This window comes from uncultured Methanobrevibacter sp., assembly GCF_905235195.1.
GTDB lineage: Archaea > Methanobacteriota > Methanobacteria > Methanobacteriales > Methanobacteriaceae > Methanarmilla.
On the sequence record NZ_CAJOKH010000027.1, the window covers coordinates 37,764 to 54,605 of the forward strand.

At 27.4% G+C, this 16,842-nt stretch carries 13 protein-coding genes and 6 tRNA genes; 9 read left to right on the forward strand and 10 right to left on the reverse strand.

What is annotated here, in order from left to right; translation table 11 throughout:
- Positions 1-166 precede the first annotated feature (166 nt).
- Positions 167-814 (forward strand): TrkA family potassium uptake protein, encoded by a 648-nt coding sequence (locus QZ146_RS04270; protein WP_295722420.1) that lies wholly within the window; start codon positions 167-169, stop codon positions 812-814.
- 422 nt (positions 815-1,236) lie between these two features.
- On the opposite strand, the gene QZ146_RS04275 is transcribed toward QZ146_RS04270, so the two are convergent.
- The 7 genes from QZ146_RS04275 to QZ146_RS04305 all read right to left on the reverse strand — a co-directional run bounded on the left by QZ146_RS04275 (position 1,237) and on the right by QZ146_RS04305 (position 2,882).
- Positions 1,237-1,392: transfer RNA gene (locus QZ146_RS04275), tRNA-Trp, on the reverse strand.
- A gap of 175 nt (positions 1,393-1,567) precedes the next feature.
- The gene (gene hjc / locus QZ146_RS04280) at positions 1,568-1,978 is read right to left on the reverse strand and encodes a Holliday junction resolvase Hjc (protein ID WP_295722421.1); all 411 of its coding nucleotides are present in this window, start codon (positions 1,976-1,978) and stop codon (positions 1,568-1,570) included.
- A gap of 407 nt (positions 1,979-2,385) precedes the next feature.
- Positions 2,386-2,461 (reverse strand) — tRNA-His (locus tag QZ146_RS04285).
- Between the two features lie 32 nt (positions 2,462-2,493).
- A tRNA-Leu gene (locus QZ146_RS04290) sits at positions 2,494-2,576 on the reverse strand.
- Between the two features lie 48 nt (positions 2,577-2,624).
- Positions 2,625-2,699: transfer RNA gene (locus tag QZ146_RS04295), tRNA-Glu, on the reverse strand.
- Between the two features lie 32 nt (positions 2,700-2,731).
- Positions 2,732-2,805 (reverse strand) — tRNA-Ile (locus tag QZ146_RS04300).
- A gap of 4 nt (positions 2,806-2,809) precedes the next feature.
- A tRNA-Asn gene (locus QZ146_RS04305) sits at positions 2,810-2,882 on the reverse strand.
- Positions 2,883-3,433: 551 nt separating this feature from the next.
- On the opposite strand from QZ146_RS04305, the gene QZ146_RS04310 reads away from it, so the two are divergent.
- The 4 genes from QZ146_RS04310 to hisE all read left to right on the forward strand — a co-directional run bounded on the left by QZ146_RS04310 (position 3,434) and on the right by hisE (position 7,270).
- Positions 3,434-4,435: a radical SAM protein gene (locus tag QZ146_RS04310; RefSeq protein WP_295722422.1), complete on the forward strand. Its 1,002-nt coding sequence runs from the start codon at positions 3,434-3,436 to the stop codon at positions 4,433-4,435.
- A 342-nt stretch (positions 4,436-4,777) separates the two neighbouring features.
- Positions 4,778-6,133, forward strand: coding sequence for an Asp-tRNA(Asn)/Glu-tRNA(Gln) amidotransferase subunit GatB (gatB, locus tag QZ146_RS04315; RefSeq protein WP_295722423.1), 1,356 nt, complete (start codon positions 4,778-4,780; stop codon positions 6,131-6,133).
- Positions 6,134-6,148: 15 nt separating this feature from the next.
- On the forward strand, positions 6,149-6,970 hold the full coding sequence (locus QZ146_RS04320) for a CBS domain-containing protein (RefSeq protein WP_295722424.1): 822 nt from the start codon (positions 6,149-6,151) through the stop codon (positions 6,968-6,970).
- A gap of 9 nt (positions 6,971-6,979) precedes the next feature.
- On the forward strand, positions 6,980-7,270 hold the full coding sequence (gene hisE, locus QZ146_RS04325) for a phosphoribosyl-ATP diphosphatase (protein WP_295722425.1): 291 nt from the start codon (positions 6,980-6,982) through the stop codon (positions 7,268-7,270).
- Between the two features lie 61 nt (positions 7,271-7,331).
- On the opposite strand, the gene QZ146_RS04330 is transcribed toward hisE, so the two are convergent.
- Positions 7,332-7,949 carry an N-acetyltransferase gene (locus QZ146_RS04330; protein ID WP_295722426.1) on the reverse strand — a complete coding sequence of 206 codons (618 nt, stop codon included), beginning with the start codon at positions 7,947-7,949 and terminating at the stop codon, positions 7,332-7,334.
- A gap of 454 nt (positions 7,950-8,403) precedes the next feature.
- Positions 8,404-9,195 (reverse strand): nickel pincer cofactor biosynthesis protein LarB, encoded by a 792-nt coding sequence (gene larB, locus QZ146_RS04335; protein ID WP_295722427.1) that lies wholly within the window; start codon positions 9,193-9,195, stop codon positions 8,404-8,406.
- Positions 9,196-9,543: 348 nt separating this feature from the next.
- On the opposite strand from larB, the gene hypF reads away from it, so the two are divergent.
- Complete coding sequence (gene hypF / locus QZ146_RS04340) at positions 9,544-11,904, forward strand: carbamoyltransferase HypF (RefSeq protein ID WP_295722428.1); 2,361 nt, start codon at positions 9,544-9,546, stop codon at positions 11,902-11,904.
- Between the two features lie 240 nt (positions 11,905-12,144).
- Here hypF and QZ146_RS04345 read toward each other — a convergent pair whose 3' ends face one another.
- Complete coding sequence (locus tag QZ146_RS04345; protein WP_295722436.1) at positions 12,145-12,684, reverse strand: ArsR family transcriptional regulator; 540 nt, start codon at positions 12,682-12,684, stop codon at positions 12,145-12,147.
- Between the two features lie 298 nt (positions 12,685-12,982).
- Between QZ146_RS04345 and grpE the strand changes: the two genes are divergently transcribed.
- From grpE to dnaJ, 3 genes are all read left to right on the forward strand, one after another.
- Positions 12,983-13,555, forward strand: a complete 573-nt coding sequence (gene grpE, locus QZ146_RS04350) for a nucleotide exchange factor GrpE (RefSeq protein ID WP_295722429.1) — start codon at positions 12,983-12,985, stop codon at positions 13,553-13,555.
- Between the two features lie 215 nt (positions 13,556-13,770).
- Positions 13,771-15,648 carry a molecular chaperone DnaK gene (dnaK, locus tag QZ146_RS04355; protein ID WP_295722430.1) on the forward strand — a complete coding sequence of 626 codons (1,878 nt, stop codon included), beginning with the start codon at positions 13,771-13,773 and terminating at the stop codon, positions 15,646-15,648.
- Between the two features lie 99 nt (positions 15,649-15,747).
- Positions 15,748-16,842, forward strand: a 1,095-nt coding sequence (gene dnaJ, locus QZ146_RS04360) for a molecular chaperone DnaJ (protein ID WP_295722431.1), incomplete at its 3' end; no start/stop codon positions are given.

Here is a 16,842-nt window from a genome sequence, read left to right on the forward strand (position 1 = left end):
TGAAAAAGCCTAAATTCTTTTAATATTACTATTTTAAAAAAAAGAAAGTTTTAAAAAAAGATGTGAATAAAATTTTATACAAACTATTATATGTAAAATTATAATATATTTATAATATAAATTATAATAATTAAAAAATAAATTTAATTTTGTAATAGGTGTTATTATGTATGTAATTATTGTGGGTGGAGGGCGTGTAGGTCTTTCACTAGCATCTTTGCTTATAGATGACGGATATGATATTACACTTTTAGAAAATAATGAAGTATTAGCTAGTAATGCATCAACAGAGTTAGATGCATTAGTAATATGTGGTAGTGGTACTGATATTAAAATTTTAGAAGAAGCAAATATTCAAGAAGCAGATTTCTTTGTTGCAACAACAGGTAATGATGAGACAAATTTACTTAGTTGTATTCTTGTAAGAGAATACGGAATTCCAAAAATTATTTCACGTGTAAGTAATCCAGATTACGAAGAGGCATTTAAAAAAATAGGAATTGACGAAGTTATTAACCCAGAGCGAACTGCAGCAGGATATTTAGAAAAAATTATTACAAGACCAAATGTTGCAGATTTAACTGCTTTTGGCCAAGGTGACGCTGAAATTCTAGATATGATTATTACAAATAACAAAGTAATTGGTAAACAAATATATGAAGTTTCACCTGATGACGATTATATTATTATTGCAACATATGAAGATGGAAAATTAGAAATTCCAAAACAAGATGACCTTTTAACAAAAGGTGAAAAAATTTCAATTCTTGTAAAAAGAGACGCAATAAAACGAACAGAAAGGAAATTTGAATAATATTTACTTAGTACTTTTATTTATTAAATTATTTATTTTATATTATTTAAATCATAAAGCCATTAATAATTTAGTTAAAATTTTTTAATGACTTTTTAAATTTTTTTATAATAAAATTTTAAAGTTCTTAAAACTTAGTTATTTTAAATAATGAAATTTTAAACCTTTTACTAACTATTTTTACGAAATAAAACTTTAAACTTTATAATAACTTACTTATTTTTACTAATAAAACATTAAAGTTTTTAATTATATATTTTTTAGCTTAATTATTGATTTGAATATATGAATTTTAATAAAAATCAGAATTTTATTAATCAAATCTATTACAAATTTATTTTAATTAAATAAAGTTATAATAAAAAAATAGTTATTAAACACTTTAAATAATAATAATAATAATAAAAAAGTTTATAAAAAAGTGGGGTCACAGGGATTTGAACCCCGATCCTGGGATTTCTCTTGTCTCAGTACTCCAATTGATCATCACTAGTATCAATTTATACTGTCAGACTACGCGTTAATTTTCTTCAAAGACAACTGGAGTCCCAGATGATGCCAGGTTACACTATAACCCCATACAATTAAATTGCCAATATATCTGACAACATGAAATATTATATTATAAATAATATTTAAATGTTTGTATAAAATAAATAAATTTTGAATAAAGCTAAATAAATTATTTTTAAAATAAGGAATTTATATTAAAAATAGATGAAATTAAGATAAAAACAATGATTATAAAGAAAATTATTGGAATTTAACTTGTTTATCTAAACCAGTAATTTCATCAATTTCAAAACCATGTTCTAATGCATAGTTTTTTTCAACTTTATAATTATTTTTCTTAGTTCTTTCAATTTTATCTGGAGGTAAAAATAACCATTTAGTGTATTTGAACTTAACTCCTAAATAAGGGGATGCACCAAAAATTTCACAAAATTCCACAAGAGCATCGATTTGAGGATAGTCAATATAAAGTTTATCTTTTATAGTGGTTTTAACTTCAATTGCAAGATATAATTGACCATTTCCTGCAACAACATCTGGAAGTGGCCTTTTTGTTGCACCACCAGAAGCAGGAGCCCTCATAGCAGCAAAATTTCTATCCCATAATTTATGTACTAAATCCCTTTCTTCAGCTGAACCTTTCTTAGGCATAATATTACCATTTTAATTTTATTATTCAATTAATTTAAAGTAATCTAGTAAATAAGTAATTAATATTAATTTAATTTTTTAAATATTATAAATCTATTTATTAAAATAGCTAAAATAAAAAAAATAGATTATGTTTTCTGAATTATTAAAAAAAGATAAAAGCATAAAATATTATAAATCATAATATTATAAGTTTTTTAAAAAAATAAAAAATTTAAACATGATAAAATCTAAAAAATACCATTGAAATTAAACTAAACTAAATAAAACTAATAAAACTAAACAAAACAAAACAAAACTAAAATTAAACTAAACTAAAATTAAACAAAGTTAAGAGAAAATATCATAAAAAATTAAATAGTAATAAAATATAAAAACTGAAAAAATTACAAAAATAAGTTTAATCATGGGGCCGGGGCCGAGATTCGAACCCGAGTCACAGGATCCACAGTCCCGTAGGATGACCGCCTACCCTACCCCGGCAAGTGAAAAATATTAATATTTTAAGCAGATTATGCGGGAGCAGGGATTCGAACCCTGGTAGACCTGCGTCAACAGGTCCTAAGCCTGTCCCCTTTGGCCGCTCGGGCACCCCCGCATCGGAAAAAAAGAGACAATCCCCTTAAAAATCAACATAAAATAAAAATGCTCCGTTCGGGATTCGAACCCGAGTCTCCGGCTCGAAAGGCCAGAATGATTGGCCGGACTACACCAACGGAGCATGTGAAAAAAGAACTTATTAAAATTTTGTAATGGGCCCAATGGGGTTCGAACCCATGACCTTCCGGTTATGAGCCGGACGCTCTACCTGGCTAAGCTATGGGCCCAAAGCGCCATCGACAGGGCTCGAACCTGTGACCAATCGGTTAACAGCCGAACGCTCTACCTACTGAGCTACGATGGCATAGGAAAAAACCCATCTCAACCAAGTAACATAACCGCACATCCAAAGATGTCAATTACAAAACTTCAAAGACATAATGATTTATGATTGCATAGTATATAAAGGTTTTGTTAAACAACAAAATTTAATAAAAAACTCGTGTTAATACAATATTTAATAACTATAATAACTTAGAATATTATCATATATAAAGATTTAGAAATTGAAATTTTAAAATAAAAATAAATCATAAAAATCTTAAATAAAGATAAATATTGAATTAAATTAAAATTTAATTCATTATAATGAATATTAAACAAAAATATAAATTTTTAGAATTAATTTTGCTAAAAAAAGAAAATATTTTTTTATGGATTTTTATTGGAAATTTATAATTTTAAAAAATATAAAAATAAAAAAATATTGAAAAAAAATATTAAAAAAATATTATAAAAAATTAAAAGGAAATAATTACAATTTATTAAATTTAATTAATAAAAAAAATTAAAAGATAAAATAATTAAAATAAAAATAATAATTAAAGAAAATGAAAATAAAAAAATTAAGATAATATGAATAATAAGAAAATAGATAGTTCAAATGTGTTAGATTTAATTAAAAAAGCAAATGAAATAAGTCTTAAAAATCATTCAAACACAATTAGTCTTGAAAGAGCAATATTTCTATCTTGGTATTGTGATAAGGGAGATTGTGCATTTTGCTATATGAGCACACAAAAAGAAAAAATTCAGGACCCTACTAAAGCAAAAAGAAGAATTCCAAATATATTAGCTGAAGCTGAAATGTGTAAAAGGTTAGATTGGAATATAGAATTTTTATCTGGAGGGTATGAAAGCTTTAAAAATGATGAAATTAGAGACATTGCTTCTAATATTAAAGATATTACTGGTCAAAAGGTCTGGCTTAATACAGGAATTACAAATGAATTAGATATTTTTGGTAATGAAATTAATGGAATTACTGGTGCTGTTGAAACAGCAACCCCCTTATTACATGATAAATTATGTCCAAGTAAACCTTTAGAAGATATTAGTGAAATGTTAGATAAGTCTAAAAGCTTAAATTTTAAAAATGCAATTACCATCATATTAGGTCTTGGTGAAACCCTTGATGATTTAGACTATTTAATCCAATATATTAAAGATCATAAAATTGATAGAGTAATATTTTATTCTCTTAATCCTCATAAAGATACTATTTTTTCAAATTCCACACAACCGGCATCCCTTTATTATGCTGAAGTTGTCTCAACAATTAGAATACAATTTCCAAAAATTGAAATAATATGTGGAACATGGACTGATAATTTAGCAAATATTGGTATTTTAATATTAAGTGGAGCTAATGGTATAACTAAATTTCCTCTTTTTAAAATGTTTGGAACTAAATATGGTAAACGAGTCGAAGAAGAGATAAAATGGAGTGGAAGAAATATCAAAGGTACATTTACAGATAAAGACAAATTAGGACCTGAAAAAAGCCAATATGACGTGAAATTAGATAAATATATTAAAAGATATATTAATGAATCATTAAAAAATAAATATGATTAAAAAAAAAAGATAATATTAGTAAAAAAAATGATTACTATTTAATTTTTAAAATTATAATCCTAATTTTTTTAAATATAAAATATATGATAAAATCAAAACATATAATCTAAAAACCAATTAAAAATACTTTGTTTTGAAAATAAAGAACTTTTAATTTAAAATTTCAATATTACTAAGGTTTCTATATTAATATAATTTATTTTAAAATATCTTAAGAAATATTTATTAATAAAATAAAATAAAAGTTAACTATAATATAAGAATTAAAATCTTCTAAATTCAAATTTATAAAAAGATTATTAAAATATCCAAAAAAGTTTTGGAGGAATTACTATTATTAATATGAAATGTGGACTTGAAATTCACGTACAACTTGAAACTGAATCAAAGTTATTCTGTAATTGTCCAACTAATTATAAAGAAGCACCGGCAAATACTAATATTTGCCCAGTATGCTTAAATCAACCTGGAGCTAAACCATTTCCAACCAATGAAAAGGCTTTAGAAAATGCCTTAATGATTTCATTAATGTTAAACTGTAATATTGAAAAAGATATAGCTTATTTTATGAGGAAACATTATGATTATCCAGATTTACCTTCAGGTTATCAGAGAACTTCTATTCCAATTGGATATGAAGGAGAATTAAATGGTATAAGAATAAGAGAAATACATATGGAAGAAGATCCAGGTCAATTCAAACCTGATAAAGGTATTGTGGATTTTAATCGTTCAGGAATTCCATTAATTGAGATTGTTACAGAACCAGATATTCACTCTCCAGAAGAAGCTCGTAACTTCTTAAATCAATTAATCAGAGTTTTAGAATATAGTGGAGGAGCTCGTGGTGAAGGTACTATGAGAGCTGATGTAAATGTTTCCATTGAAGGAGGAAACAGAGTGGAAATGAAAAACATCAACTCTATTAAAGGTGCATTCAAAGCATTAAAATTCGAAGTAATAAGACAAAAAAATCTTATGAAAAGAGGTATGGAAATTAAACAAGAAACCAGAGCTTACCTTGAATCACAAATGATTACCGTATCCATGAGATCAAAAGAAAATGCTGATGATTATAGGTTTATACCAGACCCCGATTTACCACCTATGGAAATATATGATGAACAAGTTGTTGAAATTTCAAAAACCATGCCAGAAGCTCCTCATAATAAAGCAAAAAGATTTATAGCAGATTATAATCTTGATGAGGAAACTGCAACAACCTTAACTTCAGAACTTGATTTAGCTGATGCATTTGAAGAAGTTGCAATTAAAGTTGATCCTGTATTTGCAGGTTACTGGATGAAAGATGAACTTAAAAGAGTTTTAACCTATAATAAATTTGATTTTTCAAACAGTGGAATTTCAACTGACGATATAATTGAAATTATAAACCTGCTTAAAAATAATGAAATTACAACAAAAGCTGGTCAAAGAATTGTAGAAAAAATGCCTAATAATGAAAAATCACCTAAAGAAATTGGTGAAGAATTAGGTTTAATCGGTATTGTTCAAGAAGATGCGGTTTTAGAAGCTGCAAAACAAGCAATTGATGAAAATCCAAAAGCAGTTACTGATTATAAAGAAGGTCAGAAAAATTCAATTAACTTTTTAGTTGGACAGGTGATGAGACTTACAAAAGGTAAAGCTGATCCTAGTGAAACTGTAAAAATCTTAAAAAGCTTAATAGATGAATAAAAGGAGGTTTGTTTAATGTCAAAAAAAGCATTGGTTAAAGATTACATGACAAGTAAGGTTATAAGTATAAAAAAAAATACTAAATGTTCAGATGTTATACAAACTATGAAAGATACTGGACACGATGGTTTTCCAGTTGTTGATGACGATGGATTTATTGTTGGAATTGTTACAACATTTGATTTACTTCTTAAAGACTGGAGCGAAACTATTAATGAAATTATGTCTGTAGACGTAGTTATTGCAAGAGAAGATATGGCATTAAATGATGCATCTAGAGTAATGTTTAGACAAGGAATCTCTCGTATGCCAGTAACTGATAAAGATGGAAAATTAACTGGATTTTTAACCAATACAGATATTGTAAGATCACATATTGAAAGATCCACACCAAATAAAGTCAGTTCTTTTAAAGATACATTAGAACAATTGTATGATGTTGATGCAAAAATAAAGCAAATGAAAGTCCCAGTTGAAAAAATCAGACCGACACAAGATAGAATCTATGCTGATGAGTTAGATGGAAGGACATATGAACTTAAAAGAGGATTAGCAGAACCTGCAATTGTAGTGCATACAGGAGAACGTTGGATTTTAATTGATGGGCATCACAGAGCAGTGGCATCTGTTAAAATTGGATGTGAAACTATTGACTCCTATGTAATAGAACTTAATAAGGAAATTAAGTTAGGTGTTGAAAGAACTGCAGATAAAAGTGGAATCAAAACACTTAATGACATACACATTATAGATGATGACCAACACCCATTAATTGCCATTACTGAAAGTATTAAAAAAAGTAAAGATAAAAAAATTGTAGGTAAAAAAATTAACTAGAGGCCTTAAATGACTGATGATAAAATCTTAAGAGAAGTATATGAAACACTTGAATCAAGAAGAGATAATCCTATTGATTCCTATACTTCCAATATTATGCAAGACAGTTCTAAAAAAGCTGAAGATAAAATTTTAGAAAAAGTTGCTGAAGAATGTGGTGAATTTATAATTGCTTCTAAAAATAATGAAGAGATTGTTTGGGAAGCAAGTGATTTAATATTCCACACTTTACTTTTACTTGTCTATAAAAATGTAAAATTCGATGAAATTTTAGAAGAATTTGAAAAACGTAGACACTAAAACTTTTTACCTTAATTTAATTCATTTTAATAAATGAATTTAAAGAATTTAAAAAAAAGAATTAAAATACATATTCCATATTATATGTTTTTTTCATATGGGAACCATATTGAAATTTCTTTTTATCGAATACTTTAAAACCCAAAGATTCATATAATTTTAATGCTTTATTGTTTTTTAAATCAACATCTAAAACAACACGTTTATATCCTAACTCTTTTGCTTTATCTAAAACATGTTGAAGGATTGCACGACCTACACCTTTACATCTATCAGATTTTGTTGTTGCAATTTCTGCAATATATAAATCTTCTTCGTTTACTTTAGATAAGGTTTTTTTATCAATATATTTTACCATTGTAAAACGTGTAGCGCTAACAAAATCAAGATTTTTAAATAAATAGTATACTTCTTTTAAAAAATTAAAGTTTTTTCCACAGGAAACAAGAATTATTCCGAGTAATTTGGAAGGGTCTTCTTTATTGAAAATTACATATAAAGGAAAATCAGAACTATTTTTAAATAATGGATATTCAGCGAATAATTTTTTCTCAATAGCTGAAATAGCATTTTCTTTAGATTTAAATACGCGTCTAAAAATCCTTAAATCAACATCAAATACTAATTCTGCAACTTGACGTGTATCATGGACATTTGGATCAAAATCCTCGAATATCATATGTACCCTCATTAAAATACGAATTTGAAAAAAAGTATAATATAAATAATATTTTAACTTATACTTAAATATTACCATATGAATTTATTTATGAAATTGAAATTAGAAGATTAATTTTCTATAAAAAAATACTTATGATTTAATTTATAAAAAATAAAACCTTTAAAGGGGTAAAAACTAATAATAAAATAAATAAGCAATAACTGATAAAAGGTAATATTCTAAATAAAAATAATTTAATAAAAAAATTATCATCAAGCTGATATAAAAAAATATTTAAAAAATTTGTAATAAATGAGGGCGGGACACGATTATATTTGGTCAAAAATCATTATAGTTTTGTATAAAAATATATTTAAAAATTAAAAAATATTTAATATTAAAACAGATATAATTGTTTAATTAGATTTTTCTAAAACCTATTCATGACCCATCCTCTAAATTAAAAAAAATATTATTTTTTGCAAAATGTTTTTAATATTGTTACTGCATATACAGCTGCTCCAAACCCATTATCAATATTTACAACAGATATTCCTGGTGCACATGACTGTAACATAGAATTTAAAGCTGTTTTTCCTCCTTCACCTACACCATAACCAATAGAAGTAGGAACTGCTATGATTGGAATATTAACTAAACCAGCAATTACTGAAGGTAATGCTCCTTCCATACCCGCACATATAATTAAAATTTTAACATCCTCTTCTATCATATGTGCAATTTGAGGAAATAACCTATGAATACCTGCAATTCCAACATCATAAGAGTTTAAAACATCTACTCCACATTCTTCCAATATAACTTTTGCTTCCTCTGCAACAGATATATCAGATGTGCCCGCTGTAATAATTCCTACTTTAGAGCTAAATTTCTTTTTATCTTCCAAATAAGTCTTATTTGAAATAATTAGTATTCTAGCTTTTTTATTATATGTGAAATTATAATTTTCCCTTAAAAATGATAAATCATCAGCTAATCTAATATAAGTTTCATTGTTAAGACGAGTAATTAATAGATTTTCTTTAATATCACAGTCTTTATAATAAGTTTTTAATATTTCAAGCAAATCATCATAGTCTTTAGTATCTGCAAGTATAGCTTCTGGAAAACCTGTTCGAGTATTACGGTTAACATCTAATTTAGCAAGACCACTGACTTCAAGAATTGTATCTACCTTAATCTTTTTTTCACATTCTTCAATAGTGATTTTTCCACTTACAAGATCATTTAACACCTTTTTCATACTAACATCCATATTTGAAAATTTAAATAATATTCAATGTTGAAATATTAAATCTATAATATTAACTAAATTTATTAAGAAATTATTAATTTATAAATAAATTATCTAATTTATCTATTAATACTAATATAATTATATTTATATTTATTATATATTTAGAACTTATAATTTAATAATTTATAAAAATTTATAAATATTTTCAAAAATATTATAATTAATATTATTATTTAATCTAATTTATATTAAGGGCTTATAATTAATTTAATAATAAATTAAAATAATTCTTAATAATTAACTTAATTCTTAATAAAAAAAAGTTTAAAAATATTAGTAGTAATATGGGGTAAAATGATTCAAAAAAAGATTTTAGTTTCTGGAATAGTTCAAGGAGTAGGTTTTAGACCTACAGTCTATAGAATAGCTAAAAAATTAAATTTAAATGGAACTATTAGAAACCTTGGAAATATTGTAGAAATAATATTAGAAGGAGAAGAATATAATCTTTCTAAATTTAAAGATACATTATTTAAAGATCTTCCCCCAATAGCTAAAATCGATACTTACAATGAACAAAATATTACAGGTAATTTAAACCGTAAAAACTATAATGAATTTATAATACTTGAAAGTGAAGATGCATATGACGGTACCAGTGTCATTCCCCCTGATGTTGGAATATGTGATAATTGTCTTGATGAAATTACAGACCCTACAAACAGACGATACAAATATCCATTTAATGCATGCTGTGATTGTGGAGCTAGATTTACTGTAATTGAATCAGTACCCTATGACAGAGATAAAACAAGTATGGATGACTTTCCATTATGTGATGAATGTGAAAGAGAATATAAAAATCCTCTAGATAGACGTTATCATGCAGAGGCCATGTGCTGTGAGGAATGTGGACCTTCACTTAAATTATATGATAAGAATAAAAATCCCCTTGATTGTGATGATATTTTACGTGAAACTGCAAAACTTCTTGAAGAAGGTAATATTATTGCACTTAAAGGGATCGGTGGAACACATCTTGTATGTAAAGTTACAGATGAGAATGTTGTTTTGAATTTGAGAAAGCGTTTAAATAGACCAGCTCAAGCATTTGCAGTAATGAGTCCAAATATAGAAACTGTAAAAAAATATGCTCAAATTAGCCCACTTGAAGAGGAAACTCTTAAATCAAGCGAAAAACCTATTGTTGTTTTGAAAAAAAATAATGAATATTTCTTTGCAGATTCAGTTGCGCCTATGTTACACACTATTGGTGTTATGCTCCCTTATACACCTTTACATCATTTACTTTTTATTGAAAATGAATTGATTAATGGAGATCCTGCATACATTATGACTTCTGCTAATGTACCTGGAGAACCTATGATGATTAATAATGAAAGTATTCTAAATGATTTAGAAGGAATTTACGATTATGCATTAGTTCATAATAGACGAATTATCAATAGATGTGATGATTCTGTTGTAAAATATAGAAATAATAAACTTTCATTTATTCGTCGTTCAAGAGGATATACTCCTAAACCATATGCTATCTCTAAATCAATAATAGACTTAAATGAAAAAATTAAAGATGCTAATATTTTGGCCCTTGGACCTGAACTTGATGTAACATTTACAATATTAAATCATGGTATGGCTTATTTGTCACAACATATTGGAAATACTAATAAGTATAAAACTTATGAATTTTTAAAAGATGCAATCAAGCATATGATGGAAATTACTAAAACTAAAACTTTTGATTTAATTGCATGTGATATGCATCCTCAGTTTTTTACAACAAAACTTGCAGAGGAATATAGCCAGTATTATGATGTAGACTTGATTAAAGTTCAACATCATCATGCCCATGGTATTAATCTTTTAAATGATAATGACTTAAATGAGCTTGTATTTATTGCATCTGATGGTGTGGGTTATGGTAGTGACAAAACTGCATGGGGAGGAGAAATATTATATAGTGATGTTAAAAACTTTGAAAGGCTAGGATCTCTTCTTGCCCAAAGAATGCCTGGAGGAGATTTATGTACAAAATACCCTTCACGTATGTTAATGTCAATATTATTAAATGAGGACAGTTATGGTAAAAAATATAGTGATATGGAAATTATTAAATTAATGAAAGAAAACTATTCTCATTACTTTAAATATGGTGAAAGTGAAATCGACATGGTGTTAAAACAGTTAAGCTCCAATTTAAATGTTGGTCTTTCATCAAGTACCGGTAGAGTTCTTGATTCAGTATCTGCTGCCCTTGGAATATGTGGGAGTAGAACATATGAAGGTGAAGCTGCAATGAAACTTGAAGCTGCAGCTTATGGCTCATCTAAAAACATTGAAATACCATATAATATTGAAAAAATTGATGGTATATATAGACTTAATACTACAGACATTTTAAAAGAAGTTATTGATTTAAGATTTAAAGGAGAAAATATAAAAGAAATAGCATCAGCAGCACAAAGAACTATAGCAGAAGGTCTATCTGTTATGGCGATTAAATCAGCAGAAGATAAAAATATTTTAAACATTGGTGCCACAGGAGGAACATTATACAACGAAGAGATTACCTTAACTTGTAAAAATATCCTTGAAAAATCAGGTTATAATTTTATACAACACAAAGGCTCTTGTTGTGGAGATGGATCTGTATCCTTAGGTCAATCAATTGTAGCAAGCCAATACCTATAAAAAAAATACTGTTTTTTAAGTTAAAAAATAGCTCTTAAATAATACTATATATAATATATATTAATTATATTTAGAAAAAATTAAAACTTTATAGTAAATTACTAAACTTTTTTATATTTGTTTATAAATTATTTATAATAAAAATTGTAAAGCAACTAGAAATCTAATTTTAAAAAAAAAGAAAATGAATAATCTAAATTTTTTATTAATATTTAGATTAATTTAGCGTTTATAAATAAATTATTTATGATTAAATTTATTTGTTTGATTGTAAGTACGTTCTAAAATATACTCTGCTCTTTCAAGTAGGTTATTATATAAACGAATTTGACTTTTTAACTCTTCAACTGCTTCATAATGCCCTTGATCTATTTTTTTCTCTAAATTTAATAATTTAGACCATTCATCTCCAGAAGGTAATTGTTTTTGGTTTAATCTATCCTCTGAGACATTAACATTAAAGACATTATGAGTAATAGTTATATTAACTGTAATGTCATTAGGCATATCATAGTATTTACGGGGTCTACCCCGAGTTATTTTTTTATAAGAGGAAGTTAAAAGTCCTGCTTCTTCCATTGCTCTTAAATGTTCGATAACAGCTTTTTGACCTATATTTAATTGATTAGTTATTTCACTAACGAACATAGGTTCTTCCCTTAGTAAATTAATGATTTCACGCCTTGTACGTGAGCCCATAATATCCAAAATATCTTCCATATCAACATCATCAGAGTGATTATTATTTTCAATATTTTGATTTTCATCTATTTGTCTCATCAAAATATAGTATATATCGAAAGGTTTATATAACTTTTGGTTACTAAAAGATATATTGAGAAAGATAACTTTTGGTTACTTTAATATTTTAGTTTGTAAATTTCTTTAATACAATAGTTATTTGTAAACTAATGTCCTATATATTCATATTTTTAAAAACTAAAATAATAAAGTGCAAATAGAAATTATCTTTTAATAATTAACTATTGTATTGAGGAAATAATAAAAATATGAAAAATATAATTATTTTAACAAGATAATAATTGTTAATTTATAATTAAATAAAAAAGGTGACCATATGGCTAATAAAAAAGAAGATAAAAATCTTGAAGAAGAAACAAATAATTCCTCTCCAGAGCCACAAGAAATTGAGGAAGAAGAAACCATTCAAGATGAAGAAGATTGTGAAAATAAATTAGCTAAAATGGAAGAAGAACTTAACAAGAAAGATGAAGAACTTCGTGAATATGTTGCTCACACACAAAGACTTCAAGCAGATTTTGAAAATTTCAAAAAACAAAGTGAAAAACAAAATCAAAAAATCATAAAATTTGCAAATGAAAATTTAATAAAACAAATTTTAGACAGTTATGAAGATATTGAAAGAGCACTTACAAAATCTAATAGCGAAAAAGAATTGAAGGAAGGATTAGACTTAATTTATCAGAAACTTACCGATGTTCTTAAAAAAGAAGGTCTAGAAAAAATTCCGACAGAAGGGGAAAAATTCGACCCATTTAAACATGAGGCATTAATTGTTGAAAATGATCCTGATGTTGAAAATGGATATATAATTGAAGAACTTATGAAAGGATACACCCTTAAAAATAATGTTATTAGATACTCAAAAGTAAAAGTTTGTAAAAAATAGCTAATTAACATATATAAAATTAATTTAAAATTTACATTTATACTTTATAATTAAAAATAAGATTTAAATTTATTAAAATTTTCAAATTATCAGATTAAAATAAAACTTACTTAACTTAACTAAAGAAAATTAAAATATAATCTTGAAAATTCTTTAATAAATTAAATATTTAATATATAAAAATAAACTAATGAAAAAATAAAATAGGTGATACTATGGCAGACGATAGTAAAAAAGAAAAAATTATTGGTATTGATTTAGGTACAAGTAACTCAGCAGCATCTGTTCTTATTGGAGGAAAACCAACTGTAATTCCTTCAGCAGAAGGTGCAAGCCAATACGGTAAAGCTTTTCCAAGTTATGTAGCATTTACTGAAGATGGACAAAGATTAGTCGGTGAACCGGCAAGAAGACAAGCAATTACTAACCCTGAAAATACTATTAGTGCAATTAAAAGAAGTATGGGTACTGATAGGAAAGTAAATATTCAAGGAAAAGAATACAGCCCACAAGAAATCTCTGCTTTCATTTTACAAAAAATTAAAAAAGATGCTGAAACATTCTTAGGAGAACCTATTGAAAAAGCAGTTATTACTGTACCAGCATACTTTGATGATAACCAAAGAACTGCAACTAAAGATGCAGGAACCATTGCAGGATTAGATGTAGTAAGACTTGTAAATGAACCTACTGCAGCAAGTTTAGCATATGGTATTGACAAACAAAGTGATGATGAAGTAAACATTATGGTATTCGATTTAGGTGGAGGTACCTTAGATGTAACCATTATGGAATTTGGAGGAGGAGTATTTGAAGTAAAATCCACTAGTGGAGACACCAAATTAGGTGGAACTGATATGGATAATGCAATTATGAAATTCCTTGCAGACGAATTCAAAAATGAAAATGGTATCGACTTAATGGAAGATGATCAAGCAGTGCAAAGACTTAGAGAAGCTGCAGAAAAAGCAAAAATCGAACTTTCAACCACCTTAACCAGTCAAGTAAACTTACCATTCATTACTATGAAAGATGGGGAAGCTAAAAACTTAATTAAAGATATTTCCAGAGCAAAACTTGAACAATTAGTTGATCCTATTGTAAAAAAATGTTCTAAACCAATGGAACAAGCATTATCAGATGCTAAAATGTCAAAATCTGACATTAATAAAATTATTCTTGTTGGTGGACCTACCAGAATGCCATGTGTACAAGAATTTGTTGAAAAATACATAGGTAAAAAAGTAGAAAGAGGAATTGATCCTATGGAATGTGTATCTATGGGAGCAGCAATACAAGGAGGAGTATTAGCTGGTGAAATTAAAGATTTAGTTTTACTTGATGTTACTCCATTATCATTAGGTATTGAAACTTTAGGAGGAGTATCTACTAAACTTATTGATAGAAATACGACAATTCCTGCTAAAAAATCACAAATCTTCTCTACTGCAGCAGACAACCAACCTTCTGTAGATATTCACGTTGTTCAAGGTGAAAGACCTATGGCAAATGATAACACTACACTTGGTAGATTCCAATTAGTTGGAATTCCACCTGCACCAAGAGGAGTCCCTCAAATCGAAGTTACATTCGATATTGATGCAAATGGTATAATTAATGTATCTGCAAAAGATAAAGGTACTGGCAAAGAACAATCCATAACCATTACTTCAAGTACAAAATTATCTGATGAAGAAATTGAAAGAAAAGTCAAAGAAGCAGAAATGAATGCTGAAGAAGATCAGAAAAAACAAGAGGAAATTGAAGTTAGAAACAATGCTGACTCAATAATCTATACAGCTGAAAAGACTGTTGAAGATTTAAAAGACCAAATTGATGCTGAAGCTAAAGAGAAAATCGAAGGTTTAGTAGCAGAACTAAGAGAATTAATAACTGGTGATGACATTTCTGCTATTAAAGAAAAAAGCGATGAATTAACTAAAGAAATTCAAGAAATTGGTGCAAAAATCTATCAAGAAGCAGCTGCACAAGAGCAAGCTCAACAAAAAGCTAATGGCGAAGCAAAAGATGCTGGTGCAGATTCTGCAGATGACGATGATACCATCGATGCAAATTATGAAGTAAAAGATTAGTTAAATTATTAGAAAAATTGTTTTTAAAAAAAAAACAATTTTTTCTATTTAATTTATAATCAACTTTTTTTTAGAATTATTTGAATTTAAGGTGAATAAATGGCAGATAAGCGAGATTATTATGATATTCTAGGTGTAGATAAGAATGCTGATGAGAAGGAAATTAAAAAAGCATACCGTAAATTAGCAATGAAATACCACCCAGATGTAAGTGATAGCGAAGATGCTACTGAAAAATTCAAGGAAATAAGTGAAGCTTATGCTGTACTATCTGATTCAGAAAAACGTAGCAAATATGATCGTTTCGGACATGCAGGCATGGAAGGATTTTCTGCTGAAGACATATACCAAAATGCAAACTTTGAAGATATTTTTGAAGACTTTGATTTAGGAAATATATTTGATATGTTTGGATTTGGTGGAGGAAGAAGAAATAGATCCCAACAAAGAGGTCCGCAAAGAGGTTCAGATATTTACACCCAAATTGAGATTACACTTGAAGAAGCAGCAGTTGGAATTAAAAAAGACGTGACTATTCGCCACGATGAAACCTGTCCCGAATGTAATGGTAAAAAAACAAAACCTGGAGTTGAACCTGAAACTTGTCCAGAATGTAATGGAACCGGGCAAGTAAAAGAAGTAACTAATACATTACTTGGTCAAATGATGAGTGTAAGACCATGTAGAAGATGTGGAGGAACTGGTCAACTTATTACAGACCCATGTACTAAATGTCATGGAAAAGGTACTGTAAGAGAACAACAAACAATAACAATTGATGTTCCCCCAGGTATTGATGATGGAGACCGTTTAAGAGTCGCAGGTGCAGGTAATGCTGGAGATAGAAATGCTCCTTCAGGAGATCTTTTAATTTCAATAAATATAAGAAAAAACAAAGAGTTTGAAAGAGAAGGATCTAGTCTTTACTATAATCAAGAAGTAAGTATTGTTCAAGCAAGTTTAGGAGACAAAATTGATATACCAACAATTTATGGAAATGAAATTTCTCTTACCATACCTCCTGGAACTCAAGGTGGAACAACATTTAAAGTACGTAATCAGGGTATGCCTTTAAGAGGCCGTGACATGAAAGGTCATATGTTTGTGAAAATAACTGTTGTAATACCACAAAATCTTAATAAAGAGCAAAAAAAATTACTTAGAAAATTTGCTGAAGTTAGTGGTGAAGACATT